Annotated in this window: 20 protein-coding genes; 7 read left to right on the plus strand and 13 right to left on the minus strand. The window is 69.3% G+C overall.

What is annotated here, in order from left to right; all coding sequences use genetic code 11:
• The first annotated feature begins 62 nt into the window (after positions 1 to 62).
• Positions 63 to 956 carry an RNA polymerase sigma factor RpoH gene (gene rpoH / locus LGR69_RS15560; protein WP_007565114.1) on the plus strand — a complete coding sequence of 298 codons (894 nt, stop codon included), beginning with the start codon at positions 63 to 65 and terminating at the stop codon, positions 954 to 956.
• A gap of 52 nt (positions 957 to 1,008) precedes the next feature.
• Here rpoH and LGR69_RS15565 read toward each other — a convergent pair whose 3' ends face one another.
• The 9 genes from LGR69_RS15565 to hemB form a co-directional block, all read right to left on the minus strand.
• Positions 1,009 to 2,394 carry a histidine kinase gene (locus LGR69_RS15565; protein WP_230366711.1) on the minus strand — a complete coding sequence of 462 codons (1,386 nt, stop codon included), beginning with the start codon at positions 2,392 to 2,394 and terminating at the stop codon, positions 1,009 to 1,011.
• Positions 2,395 to 2,678: 284 nt separating this feature from the next.
• Positions 2,679 to 3,971: an adenylosuccinate synthase gene (locus LGR69_RS15570; protein WP_091863141.1), complete on the minus strand. Its 1,293-nt coding sequence runs from the start codon at positions 3,969 to 3,971 to the stop codon at positions 2,679 to 2,681.
• Between the two features lie 142 nt (positions 3,972 to 4,113).
• The gene (locus LGR69_RS15575) at positions 4,114 to 4,446 is read right to left on the minus strand and encodes a hypothetical protein (protein WP_122161223.1); all 333 of its coding nucleotides are present in this window, start codon (positions 4,444 to 4,446) and stop codon (positions 4,114 to 4,116) included.
• Positions 4,447 to 4,527: 81 nt separating this feature from the next.
• On the minus strand, positions 4,528 to 5,385 hold the full coding sequence (locus LGR69_RS15580) for a D-amino-acid transaminase (protein WP_230366568.1): 858 nt from the start codon (positions 5,383 to 5,385) through the stop codon (positions 4,528 to 4,530).
• A gap of 52 nt (positions 5,386 to 5,437) precedes the next feature.
• On the minus strand, positions 5,438 to 6,745 hold the full coding sequence (gene purB / locus LGR69_RS15585; RefSeq protein WP_230366569.1) for an adenylosuccinate lyase: 1,308 nt from the start codon (positions 6,743 to 6,745) through the stop codon (positions 5,438 to 5,440).
• A 109-nt stretch (positions 6,746 to 6,854) separates the two neighbouring features.
• A complete protein-coding gene (locus LGR69_RS15590; protein ID WP_039903251.1) occupies positions 6,855 to 7,601 on the minus strand; it encodes an arginyltransferase in 747 nt (248 codons plus the stop codon).
• 124 nt (positions 7,602 to 7,725) lie between these two features.
• On the minus strand, positions 7,726 to 8,214 hold the full coding sequence (locus LGR69_RS15595; protein WP_007565099.1) for an RDD family protein: 489 nt from the start codon (positions 8,212 to 8,214) through the stop codon (positions 7,726 to 7,728).
• Between the two features lie 81 nt (positions 8,215 to 8,295).
• Positions 8,296 to 8,664 carry a hypothetical protein gene (locus tag LGR69_RS15600; protein WP_230366570.1) on the minus strand — a complete coding sequence of 123 codons (369 nt, stop codon included), beginning with the start codon at positions 8,662 to 8,664 and terminating at the stop codon, positions 8,296 to 8,298.
• Positions 8,661 to 9,719 (minus strand): porphobilinogen synthase, encoded by a 1,059-nt coding sequence (hemB, locus tag LGR69_RS15605; RefSeq protein WP_007565096.1) that lies wholly within the window; start codon positions 9,717 to 9,719, stop codon positions 8,661 to 8,663. Before hemB ends, LGR69_RS15600 begins: the two co-directional genes overlap by 4 nt.
• 206 nt (positions 9,720 to 9,925) lie before the next feature.
• Between hemB and LGR69_RS15610 the strand changes: the two genes are divergently transcribed.
• Positions 9,926 to 10,384: a DUF6163 family protein gene (locus tag LGR69_RS15610; protein ID WP_007565094.1), complete on the plus strand. Its 459-nt coding sequence runs from the start codon at positions 9,926 to 9,928 to the stop codon at positions 10,382 to 10,384.
• A gap of 162 nt (positions 10,385 to 10,546) precedes the next feature.
• Complete coding sequence (gene ldtR, locus LGR69_RS15615) at positions 10,547 to 11,059, plus strand: transcriptional regulator LdtR (RefSeq protein WP_007565091.1); 513 nt, start codon at positions 10,547 to 10,549, stop codon at positions 11,057 to 11,059.
• A gap of 10 nt (positions 11,060 to 11,069) precedes the next feature.
• Here the strand turns inward: ldtR and LGR69_RS15620 are convergent, their stop codons facing one another.
• The gene (locus LGR69_RS15620) at positions 11,070 to 11,672 is read right to left on the minus strand and encodes an exopolysaccharide biosynthesis protein (RefSeq protein ID WP_268868599.1); all 603 of its coding nucleotides are present in this window, start codon (positions 11,670 to 11,672) and stop codon (positions 11,070 to 11,072) included.
• 300 nt (positions 11,673 to 11,972) lie between these two features.
• Between LGR69_RS15620 and bcsS the strand changes: the two genes are divergently transcribed.
• A complete protein-coding gene (gene bcsS / locus LGR69_RS15625) occupies positions 11,973 to 12,701 on the plus strand; it encodes a cellulose biosynthesis protein BcsS (RefSeq protein WP_230366571.1) in 729 nt (242 codons plus the stop codon).
• On the opposite strand, the gene LGR69_RS15630 is transcribed toward bcsS, so the two are convergent.
• Positions 12,668 to 14,263 carry a cryptochrome/photolyase family protein gene (locus LGR69_RS15630; RefSeq protein WP_122161227.1) on the minus strand — a complete coding sequence of 532 codons (1,596 nt, stop codon included), beginning with the start codon at positions 14,261 to 14,263 and terminating at the stop codon, positions 12,668 to 12,670. The genes bcsS and LGR69_RS15630 overlap by 34 nt on opposite strands.
• A 3-nt stretch (positions 14,264 to 14,266) precedes the next feature.
• Positions 14,267 to 15,001 carry an SDR family NAD(P)-dependent oxidoreductase gene (locus LGR69_RS15635; RefSeq protein ID WP_230366573.1) on the minus strand — a complete coding sequence of 245 codons (735 nt, stop codon included), beginning with the start codon at positions 14,999 to 15,001 and terminating at the stop codon, positions 14,267 to 14,269.
• 111 nt (positions 15,002 to 15,112) lie between these two features.
• On the opposite strand from LGR69_RS15635, the gene LGR69_RS15640 reads away from it, so the two are divergent.
• The 3 genes from LGR69_RS15640 to LGR69_RS15650 all read left to right on the plus strand — a co-directional run bounded on the left by LGR69_RS15640 (position 15,113) and on the right by LGR69_RS15650 (position 16,669).
• On the plus strand, positions 15,113 to 15,976 hold the full coding sequence (locus LGR69_RS15640; RefSeq protein WP_007565081.1) for a formyltransferase family protein: 864 nt from the start codon (positions 15,113 to 15,115) through the stop codon (positions 15,974 to 15,976).
• Positions 15,977 to 16,064: 88 nt separating this feature from the next.
• A complete protein-coding gene (locus LGR69_RS15645; RefSeq protein ID WP_230366574.1) occupies positions 16,065 to 16,406 on the plus strand; it encodes a DUF1236 domain-containing protein in 342 nt (113 codons plus the stop codon).
• A gap of 77 nt (positions 16,407 to 16,483) precedes the next feature.
• On the plus strand, positions 16,484 to 16,669 hold the full coding sequence (locus LGR69_RS15650; RefSeq protein WP_007565076.1) for a hypothetical protein: 186 nt from the start codon (positions 16,484 to 16,486) through the stop codon (positions 16,667 to 16,669).
• Positions 16,670 to 16,678: 9 nt separating this feature from the next.
• Here LGR69_RS15650 and LGR69_RS15655 read toward each other — a convergent pair whose 3' ends face one another.
• The gene (locus tag LGR69_RS15655) at positions 16,679 to 17,704 is read right to left on the minus strand and encodes a hypothetical protein (RefSeq protein WP_230366575.1); all 1,026 of its coding nucleotides are present in this window, start codon (positions 17,702 to 17,704) and stop codon (positions 16,679 to 16,681) included.
• Between the last annotated feature and the right edge of the window lie 27 nt (positions 17,705 to 17,731).

The following is a 17,731-nucleotide window of genomic DNA, read 5'->3' on the forward strand; positions in this document are numbered from 1 at the left end:
GTGGACGGCACTGTTGCCCGTCGCGTCCGCCCGTCAGGGGGACCAGAGTCCAGGAGAATGCCATGGCCGGTACGCTACCCGTGCTCGCCAATGAAGGTGGCCTCTCGCGCTACCTCGACGAGATCCGCAAGTTCCCGATGCTGGAGCCGACGGAGGAGTTCACGCTGGCCAAGAGCTGGCGGGATGCCGGCGACCGTGAGGCCGCGCATCGGCTCGTGACCTCGCACCTGCGCCTCGTGGCCAAGATCGCCATGGGCTATCGCGGCTACGGCCTGCCGATCGGCGAGGTCGTGTCCGAGGGCAATGTCGGCCTGATGCAGGCGGTCAAGCGCTTCGATCCCGACAAGGGCTTCCGCCTGGCGACCTACGCCATGTGGTGGATCAAGGCGGCGATCCAGGAATACATCCTGCGCTCGTGGTCGCTCGTGAAGATGGGCACCACGGCGAACCAGAAGAAGCTGTTCTTCAACCTGCGCAAGGCGAAGGGGAAGATCTCGGCGCTCGACGAGGGCGACCTGCGCCCCGATCAGGTCAAGCAGATCGCCACCCGTCTCGGTGTGCCCGAGCAGGACGTGATCGACATGAACCGGCGCCTGTCCGGCGACACGTCGCTCAACGCGCCCCTGCGCGAGGAGGGCGAGGGCGAGTGGCAGGACTGGCTCGTCGACAATGCCCCGAGCCAGGAGACCGTGCTCGCCCGCGAGCAGGAGGGGCAGAACCGCCTCTCGGCCCTGCGCGACGCGCTGGGTGTGCTCAACCCGCGCGAGCGGCGCATCTTCGAGGCGCGGCGTCTCGCCGAGGATCCGATCACGCTGGAGGACCTGTCCGGCGAGTTCGGCGTCTCCCGCGAGCGCGTCCGGCAGATCGAGGTCCGTGCCTTCGAGAAGGTGCAGGAAGCGGTCAAGCGCAACATCGCCAACCGCGAGCTGCCGCGCACGGGCATCGAGGCTCACTGATCGACCGATCCGACGCGTCCGGGTACGCGCCGGATCCGGTCACCTGCGGCGCTTACTGCCAGGCGTCGAAGGCGTTCTGCATGACCTGCGCGCCGGCGCTGCCCTTCTCGAAGGTCAGCACGGCCCGCTTGCCGGAAGTGTAGCGCACCGCTAGGTCGAACCAGTTGCGGTGGAGCAGCAGGTCGGTGTTGCGGTCGACGTCGTTCTGAAGCGACGACAAGCCGATCAGGAACAGGTTGTCCCGGACCCGGACCGGCAGGCCGGAGACCGGGGACCCGCGGCCGTTCTCGTCGTCCTTGGCCTGAAGCAGGCCGACATCCTGCACCGTCCGGGCGGCATCGCCCGCCTGGCTGAAGGCGAGACTGACCGTGTGCGAGGCCGGGAGCGTCGCGTCGAGGTTGCGCTGGATGGTCATCACCAGCGTCAGCCCGGCATCCGGGATCGTCACGGTCGCGACGACGGCGTTCTGGAGGGGCTGGCCCTGCTCGCCATTCACGGTATCCAGCCGCCACGTCACCCGACCGGTGGTCTTGGTCGGCTGCGCGTTGTCGGCGCCCGTCCCCTCCTCGATCAACTCGGCCCGCTGCGCGACGGACAGGTTCGGCTGGGCCGGCGTCGGGGCGACCTTCGCGGGAGCCGTGCCGTCCTGGCGGGCCGCAGAGCGCGGCGCCGGTGCCGCCTCGCCACCGACCCGATCGCCGAACTTGCTCTCGCTTTCCGTCGGCTGAGAATCCGCCGTCTCGGTGCCGTTCGCCGGCAGGGTCTGGGGCCGGTCGCGGAGCATGAAGGCGGCCACGGCGATCAATCCGATCACCACCGCGAGCACGGAGCCCACGAAGACGTTGCGCAGGATGTGCGAGCGGCCCGAACGCGGCGGCACCACCTCGATGCGCGGTCGCTGGCGACCATTGCCGGCCTCGCCCGCGGACGCGCCCAGGTCGGGATCCTCGTGGTCGGGGGCCGGATCGGGACTGGCCGGCGCCTCCTCGGGCGCGGAAGCCTGGGTCGCTCCGGGTCGCGGCGACGAGATGGCGATCGGCGCTTCGCGCGGCTCGGGCTCCGCTCGCGCGAAGGGCGGCTGGGCGGGGGGAAGGACCGGCTCCGGGGCGGGACGGAGCGGCGGTTCCGCGGCCACGGGTTTCGGCGGCGACGGCTCCGGGATCTCCGGCGCTGCAGGCGGGTGCGGCGGCTCGGGGACCTCGGCCGCGTCGTTGGCCGGGGCCGGAAGGCCGCCGTGATCCACCTCCAGCCGTTCGATCGCCGTGTCGAGGGCCCGGCGCTCGAGGTCGATATCGGCTTCCGAGAGCGGGGGATCCAGCGAGCGCAGCTGGCTGATCAGGGCGTTCCGCGCGCGGTCGTAGACCGCCTTGCGCAAAGCGGGCGATCGGTCGGGCAGCGCATCGAGGGCGCGTGCCAGAAGCGGGTAATAATCGGCCATGTTGCCCTGGTCCGCCCCTTCGGCCGCCGCCCGGCAGGACCGGTCAAAGGCCGAGGGCCGACGGCCCTGCCCGCCCCCGAGGTCGGTCACGGCCGTCGGCCGATGTGTCGTGTGCCCGCCGCGCGGATCGGCACCCGCGAGCCGGTTCCTCCAAAATCGCGCGGGGCGGTCGATCTCAGGGATCGCCGTCCCGCCATAGGCTGGTTCTAGATCAAGCGGACGCGGGCTGGATACAGGCCGAACAGCAGAAAAGATGCGTCATCAACGGGATAGGATGCCCGCCCTCAATCCTCGAAGGGATTGTGCATCAGAATGGTGTCGTCGCGCTCCGGCGAGGTCGAGAGCAGCGCTACCGGCGCTCCGATCAGTTCCTCGATCCGGCGGACATACTTGATCGCCTGCGCCGGCAGGTCCGCCCAGGACCGGGCGCCCGCCGTCGTCTCGGACCAGCCCGGGATGGTCTCGTAGATCGGCTCGACCCGGGCCTGGGCCGCCTGGCTCGCCGGCAGATGGTCGATCGTCTGACCGTCGAGCTTGTAGCCGGTGCAGACGCGGATTTCCTCGAACCCGTCCAGGATGTCGAGCTTGGTCAGTGCGATGCCGTGGATGCCGGAGGTCCGCACGGTCTGGCGCACCAGCACGGCGTCGAACCAGCCGCAGCGCCGCTTGCGGCCCGTGTTGACGCCGAATTCACGCCCGCGGGCGCCGATGGTCTCGCCGATCTCGTCGTGCAACTCGGTGGGGAACGGCCCCTCGCCGACCCGGGTCGTGTAGGCCTTGGCGATGCCCAGCACGTAGCCGATCGCGCCCGGGCCGAGGCCGGAGCCCGTCGCCGCCTGGGCGGCCACGATGTTCGAGGACGTCACGAACGGATAGGTGCCGTGGTCGACGTCGAGCAGCGCGCCCTGCGCGCCCTCGAACAGGATGCGCTTGCCGGCTCGACGCTGGTCGTCGAGCAGCGACCAGACCGTGTCGGCGAAGGGCAGGATCTTGGGCGCGATCGCGGTCAGCTCGGCGAGAAGCGCCTCGGCATTCACTTCCTCGATGCCGAGGCCGCGCCGGAGCGCGTTGTGATGCGTCAGCACCCGTTCGATCTTGGCCGGGAGCGCGTCGATATCGGCGAGATCGACCACGCGGATGGCGCGGCGGCCGACCTTGTCCTCGTAGGCCGGCCCGATCCCGCGCTTCGTGGTGCCGATCTTGAGGCCGGCATTGGCGGTCTCGCGGAAATGATCGAGCTCGCGGTGCAGCGGCAGGATCAGCGTCGCGTTGTCAGCGATCCGCAGGGAGGCCGGCGAGACCTCGACGCCCTGCGCCTTGATCCGCTCGATCTCGTCCACGAGGTGCCAGGGATCGACCACGACCCCGTTGCCGATCACCGAGAGCTTGCCGCCGCGCACCACGCCGGAGGGCAACAGCGCCAGCTTGTAGGTCACCCCGTCGATGACCAGCGTGTGGCCGGCATTGTGGCCGCCCTGAAACCGGACGACGATGTCGGCTTGCTCGGAGAGCCAGTCGACGATCTTGCCCTTGCCCTCGTCGCCCCATTGGGCGCCTACAACGACGACGTTGGCCATGCCTGCCTACTCACCCGCGACGGGAACCGGGACGGAGCCGCCCGCGGGCGCGGGCTGCGTACGTCGTGTGCCGTTTCCGCGATCCGGGCCACGAAATCAAGCAAGGCTGCCGCATGGCGGCCCGCTCGATCGCGGCGTCCGGTTATTTCGCCTCGGTGCCGGGCTCGCGGCCGGGCAGTTCCTGCGGCTTGATCACGGGCGTGGAGCCGGTCTCGTCCGGCTTCATGACGGTGCCCGTGGTCCCGGTCTCCGGCGGCTTGATCACGCCGTCGTTCTTCTGGAGCTTGTCGCTGAGCGACTGGTCCTTCGGCGGCGCGTCGGCGCTCGGACGGACGCGATCCGGCGGCGTCTGGGTCGACGGCGGCAGAGCCGGGTCGGTATCGCGCCCCTTCAGCGGCGCGTCCGGGTTCTGGGCATAGGCGGGGACAGCAAACAGGGCCGCCGCGAAAGCAGCGAGCAGGATCTTCCTCGACAAGACTGGTCTCCCCTCTTGGAACACGTGTTCCGAGAGCAACAGCCAGGTGCCGGATCCGTTCCTGTTCGCCGCTGGCGGGGCTCAGCCCTGACGGGCGGCCTCGATGTAGAGTTCGCGCAGGCGCCGGGTCAGCGGACCGGGGCACCCTTCGCCGATCGACCGGCCGTCGATCTCCACCACCGGCATCACGAAGGCGGAGGCGCTGGTGTAGAACGCCTCCTGGGCCTCGTAGGCCTCGGCCACCGGGATCAGCCGCTCCTCCACCCGCAGGTCGGCCTCGGCGGCGAGCTTCAGCACGGAGGCCCGGGTGATGCCGGGCAACAGGGCGGTGGAGAGCGGCCGGGTCACGAGCACGCGCTCACGGCTGACGATGAAGGCGGTGGACGAGGAGCCTTCGGTCACCGCCCCGTCCTCGACCATCCAGGCCTCGGCGACCCCGGCCTCGGCGGCCTGCTGCTTGGCCAGCACCTGCGCCAGCAGCGCCACCGACTTGATGTCTCGGCGCTTCCAGCGGAGATCCTCGACGGTGATCACCCGGGCACCGGATTCCGCGAGCGGGTTGGCCAGCACGGTCTTGGCCTGCGTGAACATCATCACGGTGGGCTCGGTCCCGGCCTTCGGGAAGGCGAAGTCCCGCTCGGCCACGCCGCGGGTGACCTGCATGTAGACGAGCCCTTCGCGGACGCCGTTGCGGGCGACGAGCTCGGTCTGCAGCTTCTCCCACCCGGCCGCATCGTGCGGGTTGCGGATGCCGATCTCGCCGAGCGAGCGATCCAGGCGCGCCAGATGCGCGGCGTTGTCGACGAGCTTGCCGTCGATGATCGCCGAGACCTCGTAGATCCCGTCGGCGAACAGGAAGCCGCGATCCATGATCGGCACGCGCGCCTCCTCAAAGGGGAGGAATGCGCCGTTGAGGTAGACGATGCGGGGAGCGGTCACGGATTGCCTTCCTGTGTTCGTCGCGGGTCCAAGCAGGATTCGTGCTGCGCGCTCAGGCCGTGCCGAACACGCGCGCGAAGATCGTGTCGACGTGCTTGAAGTGATAGCCGAGGTCGAAGCATTCCTCGATCTGCTCCGGGGTGAGCGCCGCGGTCACCTCCGGATCGGCCTTCAGCAGGGCGAGGAAATCGCCCTCCCCGCGCCAGACCGGCATCGCGTTGCGCTGGACCAGACGGTACGAATCCTCGCGGGACACGCCGGCCTGGGTGAGCGCCAGCAGCACCCGCTGCGAATGGACCAGGCCGCCGAGACGGTCGAGGTTCTTCTGCATGTTGGCGGGGTAGATCAGCAGCTTCTCGATCACGCCGGTCATGCGGGCCAGCGCGAAGTCGAGGGTGACGGTCGCATCGGGGCCGATCATCCGCTCCACGGAGGAGTGGGAGATGTCGCGCTCGTGCCAGAGCGCCACGTTCTCCATCGCCGGCACGACGTAGCCGCGGACCATCCGGGCGAGCCCGGTGATGTTCTCGGTAAGCACCGGGTTGCGCTTGTGCGGCATCGCCGAGGAACCCTTCTGGCCCTCGGAGAAGAACTCCTCCGCCTCGAGCACCTCGGTGCGCTGGAGGTGGCGGATCTCGATGGCCAGGCGCTCGAGCGACGAGGCGACGACGCCAAGGGTGGCGAAAAACATGGCGTGGCGATCGCGCGGGATGACCTGGGTCGAGACCGGCTCCGCGGTCAGGCCCATCTTCTCGGCGACGTACTGCTCTACCCGCGGATCGATGTTGGCGAAGGTGCCGACCGCCCCCGAGATCGCGCAGGTGGCGACCTCCTCGCGCGCCGCGACCAGGCGGCGGCGGTTGCGCTCGAACTCGGCATAGGCCTGCGCGAGCTTGAGCCCGAAGGTCACCGGCTCGGCGTGGATGCCGTGCGAGCGGCCGATGGTCGGCGTGAGCTTATGCTCGAGGGCCCGGCTCTTCAGAGCCGCCAGCAGGGCGTCGACATCGGCGATCAGGATGTCGGCGGCGCGCACGAGCTGCACGTTGAGGCAGGTGTCGAGCACGTCCGACGAGGTCATGCCCTGGTGGACGAAGCGCGCCTCGGGGCCGACGATCTCGGCGAGATGGGTGAGGAAGGCGATGACGTCGTGCTTCGTCACCGCCTCGATCTCGTCGATGCGGGCGACATCGAACACCGCGTCCTTGCCCTTAGCCCAGATCGTCTCGGCCGCCGCCTTGGGGACGACGCCGATCTCGGCCAGCGCCGTGGTGGCATGCGCCTCGATCTCGAACCAGATCTTGAAGCGGCTCTCGGGCGACCAGATCGCCGTCATCGTCGGGCGGCTGTAACGGGGGATCATGGGGGCCTCGGCACGGTCCGGAACTCGTGCGTGGCCGGTAGCATGCGCCGCCCCGGCCGCTCAATGCGGTTCGCGCAGGCCAAGGCGACACGGATGGGGACGCTCCCCGTCAGCCGACCCGCACCCAGCCCTGCCCCATCAGCCGCTCCTGCGGACGGAAGCGGGATTTGTAGTCCATCTTGCGCGAGCCCTCGACCCAGTAGCCGAGGTAAAGATACGGCAATCCGAGCCGGCGGGCCCGGCGGATATGGTCGAGGATCATGAAGGTGCCTGGCGAGCGCCCGGCCTCCTCGGGATCGTAGAACGAGTAGACCATCGACAGCCCGTCCGCGAGCACGTCGGTCAGGCAGAAGGCGAGCGGCGGGCCGAAGCCGCGCCCGGTGATCGCCGTATCCGGACCGCGCCGCCGGTACGCCACGAGATGCGTGTCGACGTGGCTGTCCTCGATCATCATGGCGTAGTCGAGCACGGTCATGTCGACCATGCCGCCATCGCCGTGGCGGGCGTCGAGGTAGCGGCGGAACAGGGCGTATTGCTCGGAGGCCGGCCGGTTCGGCTCCGGGGTGCCGATCCAGTCGTCATTGCGCGCCAGGATCCGCTTCTGGCTGGCGCTCGGCTCGAAATCGTCCACCACGACCCGCACCGAGATGCAGGCCCGGCAGGTCTCGCAAGCGGGGCGATACGCGATGGTCTGCGAGCGCCGGAATCCGCCCTGCGTCAGGATCTCGTTGAGATCCCGGGCGCGGCGCCCGACGAGGTGCGTGAACACCTTCCGTTCCTCCTGGCCCGGAAGGTACGGGCACGGTGAGGGCGCGGTGAGATAGAATTGCGGAGTATCGCGCGGATGGCTCGTCACGCTCGGTCTTGACCCTGCACCGGGTGGTCCTCGCGGCGCCGGCAAATCAGTGTACAGGCGGCGCGGCCGGGCTCAATGCCCCCGGCCGCTCGGCGCGCGAGAATTTCGCCGCAGGTCGGACGTGTCAGCGCGCGTGAACGACCGCGAGGCCGAGCAACAGGTCGTGACCCAGGCGGCGATCCGAGCGCATCAGCCCGAAGGCGAGATCGAGGCACCACAGCAGGAAGGTCGAGACCGCCACGTAGAACAACAGGGCGTGGACGGCGGCCGTGATGAAGTCGACCGACCCGCCGCGCTCCGGGGCCACGACCCGCAGCCCCATCAGGCGCTGCCCGATCGTGCTCTGCTTGGAGCCGCCCACCGTGATGGCGCTGTAGATGACCCCGCTCGCCGGCAGAATCGCGAACAAGGTCCAGCCCAGGCCGAACGTCACGACGCCGATCACCGTGATCAGCAGCGTCAGTAACGCGGTGAACCCGAAGATGAACAGGATGTCGAGGAGATACGCGACCGTGCGCGCGCCCAGGCTCGCGCGGACGAACGGGATCGGCAGCGAGGCCGCGTAATGCGGGGCCTCGAAGCGTTCGGCGTAGCCGGGTTGGGGATTCTGCATGGTGTCGCGTCCTGCAAGCGAGGCGGCGGAGAAAAAGGTGGGTGCCCCGTGCGGCGGACGCAAGAGCCGACCGAATCGCGCTCAATGCGACGCGGGATCGTCGGCCTCGGCATCGGGCGTGTCGAGGTAGAAGCGTTTCAGCAAGTAGAGTGACGAGCCCGACAGGTTACTGCCTTCGGTGGTCAGCGCGACGATGGTCGCGCCGGCGTCGAATCGGCAGGTCAGCCAATGCTGGCGGTTCCCTTCGGCGTAATCCACCCGGACCGTGTCCGTCGATGGTCCCGGTGCCGCCCGCAACAGCCGGATCCCGGGTTGGGGCGCCACCGCCGGCAGGGCCCGGCGGCAGGTCGCGACCCGCTCCCGACGCAGCGTATCCTGGCAGGCGGCGAGCCCCCCGAGGAAACCCGCGGCCACCGCCGCCCCGAGGAGCCAGCGGCGTCCCCGCCTCACGGGGCTTGGCGCAGGCGCTCGGCGACCCGGGGGGCGTGATAGGTCAGCACCCCGTCGGCACCGGCGCGCTTGAAGGCGAGCAGCGCCTCCACCATCGCGCGATCCCCGTCGAGCCAGCCGTTGCGGGCGGCGGCCTCGATCATCGCGTACTCGCCCGACACCTGATAGGCGAAGGTCGGAACCTGGAATTCGTCCCGCACCCGCCGGATGATGTCGAGATAGGGCAGACCCGGCTTGACCATCACGGAATCCGCGCCTTCCTCCAGGTCGAGGCGGACCTCGCGCAGGGCCTCGGCCGAATTACCCGGGTCCATCTGGTAGGTGCGCTTGTCGCCCACCAGCGCTGCCTTGGTGCCGATCGCGTCGCGGAACGGCCCGTAGAACGCACTGGCATACTTGGCCGCGTAGGCCATGATCTGGACGTCGAGGAACCCGGCCTTGTCAAGCCCGGCCCGGATCGCGCCGACGCGCCCATCCATCATGTCCGAGGGTGCGATGATGTCGGTGCCGGCCTCGGCCTGGATCAGGCTCTGCTCCACCAGGATCGCCACGGTCTCGTCGTTGAGGATCGCGCCGTCCTTCATCAGGCCGTCGTGACCGTGGCTGGTGTAGGGATCGAGCGCCACGTCGGTCATGATGCCGACTTCCGGCACGGCCTGCTTCACGGCCCGCACCGCCCGGCAAACCAGGTTCTTGGCGTTGAGCGCCTCCGAGCCGGTCGGATCGCGCAGCTCGACCTCGGTATAGGGGAAGAACGACACCGCCGGGATGCCCAGCCGCGCCGCGCGCTCGGCATCGCGCACGATCTCGTCGACGGAGAGCCGCTCGACCCCGGGCATGGAGGCGATCGGCTCGCGCCGGCGCTCGCCGTCGATCACGAACATCGGCCAGATCAGGTCGTCGACGGTCAGCGTGTTCTCGCGGACCAGGCGCCGCGACCAGTCCGCCTTGCGGTTGCGGCGCGGACGCTGGGTGATCTTCAACCCTTCCGGGCGACCGCTCTCGCGGGCGGCCTGCAGGGCGATAGGGCGCGGCTCGGGCAAGGTGTCTGACATGCGGCTTCGGTATCGTGCGCGCGGAAGAGCTGACGATCGCGCGGCGCATCGGCGCTGGGGGCGCCGGACTAGCACACCGGCCCGGCCCGGCGAAATCAGGCCGTTGACGCAGGGCGCCGGAACGGCTTCAACCCGGCGCATCCCCCGCACATGAATCCCGGCCTCCCGACGATGAACCGGCCTATTTCACCCGCGAGCGCATCCTAGTGCCCGGCTCCTTCCCGATCCGGCGCAAGGGTGCCCGGCCCGGTGACCCGCCGACCGACCGGATCGAACGCGCCCAGGGCCCCGCGCCCGGGACCTGGGATACGGTGCTCGTCTGGTTCATGCGGGTCACGGCGCTGTTCTGGCTGGTCAAGAGCATCGCGTCCTGGGCGACGATCCTCGACGTGCTTCCCGGATCGCGCCCCTTCGAGATCGAGCCGTTCGGGCGCCAGGCGGCGATCGTCTACTTCGCCGTAGTGGACGCGTCGGCGGCCATCGGCCTGTGGCTGACCAGCGCCTGGGGCGGCGTGATCTGGTTGCTGGCGGTGACATCCGCGATGACCTTGGCGGTGTTGACCCCGCAACTCGTGCCGCTGCCGGTGCCGCTGCTCGTATTCGGCCTCACAGTCGTGCTGATGTACTTCCTGCTGTCCTGGCTGGCCGCGCAGGAAGCACGGTGAACGAACCGTTCTGATCTTCGCTTCAGTTTGTCTTTACCGCAAAGAGTAAATCGGGAATTCATCCTGTCGCTTAAATCGCCTTTCATTCCCGGTACGTAGCTTAGCCATCATCAGCGGCACCGCATCGAACGGAAGCCGCAGCATCACACGGTGAGGCCGACGATGAAGACCCAGAGCGCCCGAGTCGCGACGAGCGAGACCCCGGAAGACGCCCCGTCCGCCAAGGGCTCCTACCTGGAGGCCCTCCACCTGGTCGAGCGTCTGCACCGCCGGCTGCTCGACGTGATCAAGGACGAGTTCGAGCGGCGCGGCCGGGAAGACGTCAACAGCGTCCAGGCCCTGCTGCTGTACAACATCGGCGACAAGGAGCTGACCGCGAGCGAGCTCCGGACCAAGGGCTACTATCTCGGCTCCAACGTCTCCTACAACGTCAAGAAGCTCGTCGAGGCCGGCTACCTCCACCACGCCCGCTCGAAGACCGATCGCCGCTCGGTCCGGATCAGCCTCACCGACAAGGGCCGGCAGGTCCACGAGATCATCCAGGGGCTCTACGACAAGCACGCCCGCACGATCGCGCCGATCGGGGGCATCTCGGACGACGATTTCGGCCGGCTGAACCAGGCCCTCGGCCGTCTCGAGCGCTTCTGGACCGATCAGATCCGTTACCGGCTCTGATCCGCCCCCATCAGAGGTTCAGGAGACCCACGATCCCGGCGATGACCGCGTAGGCGAAGCCGGCATTGATGGCGACGCCGAACAGGCCGATCACCAACCCGCCCATGACGACGATGCCGTCGCGCTCGACGAGGCCCAGGCCCACGAGGCAGACGGCGAGCCCGAGAGGGATCTGCCCGACGATCGGCGCGGCGACGATCAGCGCAAGCGCAAGCGCCAACAGGGCGATCCCCATGCCACGCATGCCCAGCGCGGTCTCGAACACGCTGACCCGCGGGCGCGACCAGCGCTCCAGGCGCCGCAGGATCGGGACAGCCCGGGTGACGGCGCGCCGCACATCGGTGAGCGCGATCGATCGGCCGAGCAGCATGCGGGGCAGCCACGGCGCCGACATGCCCGCCGCGATCTGAACGGCCACGAGCAGCAGCAGCAGGCCGCAGATCAGCGGGATCGGCGGCGGCATCGGCAGGCAGTTCGGCAAGCCGAGCAGCACCACGAGCAGCGCGAAGGCGCGGTCCCGTAGGACCGCGACGATGTCGCCCACGGTGAGGCGCTCCCCCTCCTGGCTCGCCAGCACAGTGAGGACGTCCGACGTTCGTGCACCGGCAGTCAAGGATCCGCCAACCTTCGCTGTCCTGCGGCGGGCTCTAGCCGAGATCACCCGGCAGGCCAAGCGCGCGGCGCTCGCGCGAACCCGAAGCGGGGCCGGACCTAAGGATTCACACCTGAGGTCAGCGCCACATCAAACTCAGCAAATCTTACGTTACATAAAACATAGTTCCTCGGTAGACCAAGCTTTTTGGCGACTCGCGCCTGCAAACCTAAAGAACTTTTTTGTGGACCTCCGGTCAACCTCGCTGCACTCTACGCTGGTTGACATTAGGTTTACGGCCTCACCATCGAGGCTCGCTCCGTGTTCAGGCGTGGGGACTTACCGAACATTCGCAGCCGGACGTCCGGATCCGTCCTGGCCGCCTCGCTGTTCCTCGCGCAGGCCCATGCGGCATACGGCGGCGAGATCGACGCGCTCCTGTTCGGGAGCCTCGATGCGGGGGCCGCGACGTTCCTGACCGTCGGCGCGAAGCTCGGGCTCGGCTCGCTCGATCAGGATGGCTTCGTCATGCTGGCGAGCACGGGGAGTGGCCGGCAACGGGAACGCGGCGACTTCGGTCTCCCGCGCACACGCTACACGTTCAGCGCGGCCGCCGTGCTCGGCTACCAATGGTTCTTCGACTGGGGAACGGCGGCCATCTTCGCGGGGCCCGAGGGCGCGATCGAGATGCTGGCCGACCGTCGCGCCCTGGCCGTCTTCCCGGCAACCTACGGTGCGCGCCTTCACGCCGAGATCTGGGCACGTTCGACCGAGGACACGCTCCTGCAGGCGACGGCTATCGCGGGCTCGACGCGCGGGAGCCTGTGGTCGCGGTTGGCCTGGGGTTATCGTGCCTGGGGCGCCTATCTCGGCCCGGAGCTCAGCGTCTACGGAGACGAGACGGGCTACCGGAAGTGGAATCTCGGCCTGCACGCGACCGATTTCGCCATCGCCCGCTACAGCTTCCGCGTCTCGGCGGGCCTCCAGACCGAGACGGGCCGGCGAAGCGCCGTTCCCTATGTGGCGTTGGCGGTCTGGTCCCCCTGGTGAGCGCGCTCGGGCTCGGCCCTGAGGGATCCGAGGAACCCGGCAGCGTCTCGCCGGATCTCGGCGCGGCGCTGGTCCCCCATGCCCCGTAGGGTCCGATACGGCATCGCCATCCGCTGGTTGCCGATCAACCTGTCCTCGTTCTCGATCAAAAAATTCCAGTACAGATAGTTGAACGGGCAGGCCTTCGGCCCCGCCTTGACCTTCACGTCGTACGCGCAGTTCGCGCAGTAATCCGACATCCGGTCGATATAGGCGCCCGATGCCGCGTAGGGCTTCGAGCCCATCACGCCCCCATCGGCCCACAGGACCATGCCGTGCACGTTGGGCAACTCGACCCATTCGTAGGCGTCGGCGAACACGATCAGGTACCATGCCTCGACCTGCGCCGGATCGAGCCCGGCGATCAGCGCGAAATTGCCGGTCACCATCAATCGCTGGATGTGATGGGCGTAGGCGTGAGCCCGCGTATCCGCCACGACATTCGCGATGCAGTTGAGCTCGGTCTCGCCCGACCAGTAGAACCACGGCAGGTCACGGCTCGCCCTCAGGGCGTTGCTGTCGCGGTACTCGGGCATCCGCGCCCAGTAGACGCCGCGAACGTATTCCCGCCAGCCGAGGATCTGCCGGATGAAACCCTCGACGCAGTTCAGCGGCGCAGCCCCATCCCGATAGGCCCGCTCGGCCGCCCAGCAGACCTCCTCGGCGGTCAGCAACCCGGCATTGAGGGGTGGCGAGAGCAGCGCGTGATAGAGGTACGGCGCACCCGCCTTCATGGCGTCCTGGTAATCGCCGAAGGTCGGCAGGCACCGGTCGATGAAGTGCTTCAGCGCGGCCAGCGCGTCCGCCCGGGTCACCGGCCAGGAGAAGGTCGCGAGATCGCCGAAATGGCCGGCAAACTCGCGCTCGACCAGGGCAATGGCCTCCCGCGTGATCGCATCCGGCTGGAAGCCGATCCGGTCCGGCAGCCGGTGCCCCTTGGGCAGGCGCTTGCGGTTATCGGGATCGAAGTTCCATCGGCCGCCGACCGGCTCACCCCCCTCCATCAGCAGACCGGTTCGACGGCGCATGCCGCGATAGAACGTCTCCATCCGCAGATGATGACGCCCCTCGGCCCAGCGCGCGAAATCCTCGCGTGGGCACAGGAAGCGGTTGTCGGCGCGGATCTCCACCGGCACCGGCAGGGTCTCGCGCCAATCCTGCATCATCTCCCAGACCCGCCACTCGCCGGGCTCGGTGACGACGACGCGCGCGGGCGCGTGACGGGCCACCGCCCGCTCCAGCTCGCCGGTGAAGCTGCCGGTGTTGCCGGGCTCGGTCAGGCGGACGTAGTCGACCGCGATGCCCTCGGCTTCCAGTTCGGCCGCGAAATGGCGCATCGCGGCGAACAGGAACGCGATCTTCTGCTTGTGGTGGCGCACATAGGTCGCCTCGTCCCGCACCTCGACCAGCAGGACGACATCGCGCTCGGGGTCGAGGTCGGTGAGGCTCGAAACCCGCCGATTCAGTTGGTCGCCGAGCACGAATCGGAGGGTGCCGCCCTGCGGTCTGGATTGTCCCGGCACGCCTCAGCCCTTGGTGCGCAGGGTCGCGCGACCGCCATCGACACCGATCACCTGGCCGGTGATCCAGGCCGCCTCGTCGGAGACCAGGAACGCCGCGAGGGATCCGACATCCTCGGGACGTCCGAGCCGCTGCAGCGCGTGCATCGCGGCGATTCCCTGGGCCAGGGTCTCGTTGCCGGTGATGGCGGCGGCGAGCGGCGTGCGGGTCAGGGACGGCGCGACCACGTTGACGCGGATCTGCGGAGCGAGTTCGGCCGCCAGCGATAAGCCGAGTCCTTCGACGGCACCCTTGGCCATCGCCACGGAGGCGTGTGCGGGGAATCCCTGCGCGGCCGCCACCGTCGAGAACAGCACGATCCCGGCCCCCGCCTCCCCGGCTCCGGCTTTCAGGGCGGCGGCCGCGGCCTGGACGGCCGAGAAGGCGCCGAGCGCGTTGATGCGGAAATCATTCTCCGCATCGGCCCGGGTCAGACGCCCGAGCGGCCGCAGGTTGATCGTGCCGACCGCGTAGACCAGGCCGGCCAACGCGGAGCCGGCCGCCGCGCTCGCCGCCGCGAAGAAGTCCAAATCGCCGACATCGCCCGCCGTGAACGTGGTCTCGCCGAGTTCCTCGGCCGCGCGGGCCAAGCGGTCGGCGTCCCGTGCCGCGAGATGGAGCGCGTAGCCGCGGGACCGCAGAGCCCGCGCGGTCGCCAAGCCGATGCCGCCCGTGCCGCCGTAGATCAGAACCTGTCGCACGTGCGGACCTCTTGCTACCCAACCGGCCTCGGACAAAGTAAGGCCGGTGGCGCCCCCGGGCAGGCGGCAGACCCCGCCCTCTCCACGTGCACAAGGTCGCAGGCGCCAAGCATGAAGTTCGCGTTCGCCGGCATCGACTTCCTGGGCGGCGTGTTCGAGGGCCTGGTCGAGGCCGGCTGGAAGCCCGTGAAGCTGTTCACCCGGCCCTGCGACGGGGTCTACGACCACAACGACGTTCTGGTCGCCCGCGCCCGCTCACTACGCCTGCCGATCCAGCTGTCGCGCATTCGCGAGCGCGACATCGAGGCCCTGCAGGCGGAGCACGGCAAGGACTGGGCGCTCGTGGTGGCGGGCTATCCCTGGCTGGTGAAGGGCTGGCGCGGCCGGGCGGCCTACGGGCTGAACATCCACCCCTCGCCGCTGCCGACCGGGCGAGGCCCCTACCCGCTGTTCCGGGCGGTGCTCGACCGCTACGAGACCTGGGGGGTGACCGCTCACGTCCTCGCCGACGGCTTCGACACCGGCGATATTCTGGCGCAGGACATCTTCGGCCTCGAACCGGTAGAATCCCACGAGACTGTCCTGGCCAAGTGCCAGATGGCGGCCCGGCGTCTCGCCGTCGGTCCGCTCGGAAAAGAGCTTCCCGCCCGCTGGCGCCGGGCCGAACCGCAGGGCGACGGGTCCTACTGGCCCCGGGCGACCGACGCCGACCGGACCCTCGATTTCCGCCAGGAGGTCGAGCCGATCCTGCGCCGCGTCCGGGCCTTCGGCGCTGTCGAGACCATCGCCCGGATCGGCGACGCGCGGGTCTACGTTGCGGAAGCGCAGGGCTGGCGCGAGCGCCACCCCCACACACCCGGCACCGTGGTGCACCGCCATCGCCGGCACGTCGTGATCGCTGCGCTCGACGGCTACGTGCAGATCACCCGCTGGTCGCCGGTGCCGTTGGCCGAGGCCGCCCAGGTCGGGCGCTGAGGTCGGGCGCTGAGGTTGCGCTGAAGCACTGGGAACACAATCGTGACGGGCGGTGTTTCCGCCGGCCCTGGACGCCACGGAGTCTCACATGTCGACACGCGCAAGCCTCGCCGCCGCCCTCGGGCTTGCCGCGGCGTTCACCGGAAGCGCCTTCGCACAGGGCGTGATCGTGGAGCAGGACGATTTCGGTCCGGACGACGAGGTCGTGGTGCGCGACTACATCGTGCGCCGCCCTGTCGGCCCGGGCCCGATCGTCGGCTCGATCCCGCTCCGGCCCGGCACGATCGTGCCGTCGGACGTTGAACTCGCCCCCTTTACCGAGACCCAGAACCCGCGCCTGCGCCGGTACGGCTACTTCGTGGCCCCCGGCGACAAGGTTGTGGTGGTGGATCCCGCGACCCGCGCGGTCGTGCGCATCTTCGATCGCTAGGGCCCGGTTCGCCTTCGAGGCGCCGATCCGCTAACACCCCGGTATGCGCGAGACAAAACGCGCCCGGGGGAACGACCATGAAGGCCAAATCGCCTGCCGTCTCGAGCGAGACGCTTCTCGTCTCGGTTCTGGTGCTGCTCTCGGCGGCGATGCTGTTCGAGTGGATGGTGATCTCGCCCGACAATCCGGGCTACGCCCTCCTGCGCGTGATCGGCGCTGCGGTCGCGGCCTTTGTGGCGATCATGCCGTTCCGCCGCGCCTGAGGGCGGCGCTTACCAATCGCTGAGCGCCGCGCGCTTCCAGCGATTGGGGGCGACACAGCGATACTCGAACGCCGCGTCCCAGGCATGATCGCCGGGCGTGCAAGCCTCCCGGCTGCTCTTCGGCGGCTGGGGGGACGCTTCCCGGACCGAGGCGGCCTGGATCTGTCCCCCGTCGCTCACCCGCAGGACCGGCCCGTTGCCTGTCCCGTAGACGAGGTCGCGGCCGTCGAAGCCGAGCCTGCGCGCGAAGCGCCCGTCCCGGTTTCCATCCAGCGCAATGGACTGGCCCGACCCCAGCAGGATGGGTGCGCCGGTGAATCGGGCGGCCGCCGTATCGATGCCGATCCCGTAGGTCCCCTCCCCCTGGAACGAGAAGCCCCGGTCGGTCACCGAACCCGCGAGGTTGCCCAGCAGGATGCCGTAGCCGGTATGGGCACCCGGCACCCCGCCGGTGGAGATCTGCAGGCCGACCCGTTGGCGGTTTCGGTCTGTCGTCGGCGATTGCGCGGACACGTCGATCTCGGCGCCGATGCAGGAGGCGACGGGATCGGCCTCCTGGGTCATGTCCACGCAGTTGAAGTTCCCGGCCCAGGACGGCCCCACCGGGCCGATCCCGTTGGGCTCCTTGAAGATCGTGCCGTTGACGGCGACGTTCTGCGCCCCGGTGCTGGCGAGGCTGCGATTGTGCAGCTCGCCCGTGATCGTCCATTCGTAGCCGGCATTGTGCGGCCCCGAGGATCCGAGCGCCCAGAGCGCCTTGTAGGTGTGGCCGGGCTCCCCGGACCCTTCGGGGATGTGACGATCGACCCGCAGGGTCGAGGCCGGGTCGAAGACCGGAGGCCGGTTCCACAGGAAGGCGTGGCCGCCGTCGAGGCCCGGAACACCGGTGCCCTGCACATTTCGCGAGAACTCGGGCGGCCAAGCCAGCGGCGGCGCGGGCGGCGGCACCCAGCCGAGCGCCTCCGCATGGACCGCGACCGATAGGAGGGCCGGGAAAAAGCCGAACACGGCCGCGAGGCCGAGGCGGATGCACATGGATCGTCTCCGGATGTCCCGTGGGGC

It is taken from the genome of Methylobacterium brachiatum, from assembly GCF_020523825.1.
GTDB lineage: Bacteria > Pseudomonadota > Alphaproteobacteria > Rhizobiales > Beijerinckiaceae > Methylobacterium > Methylobacterium brachiatum.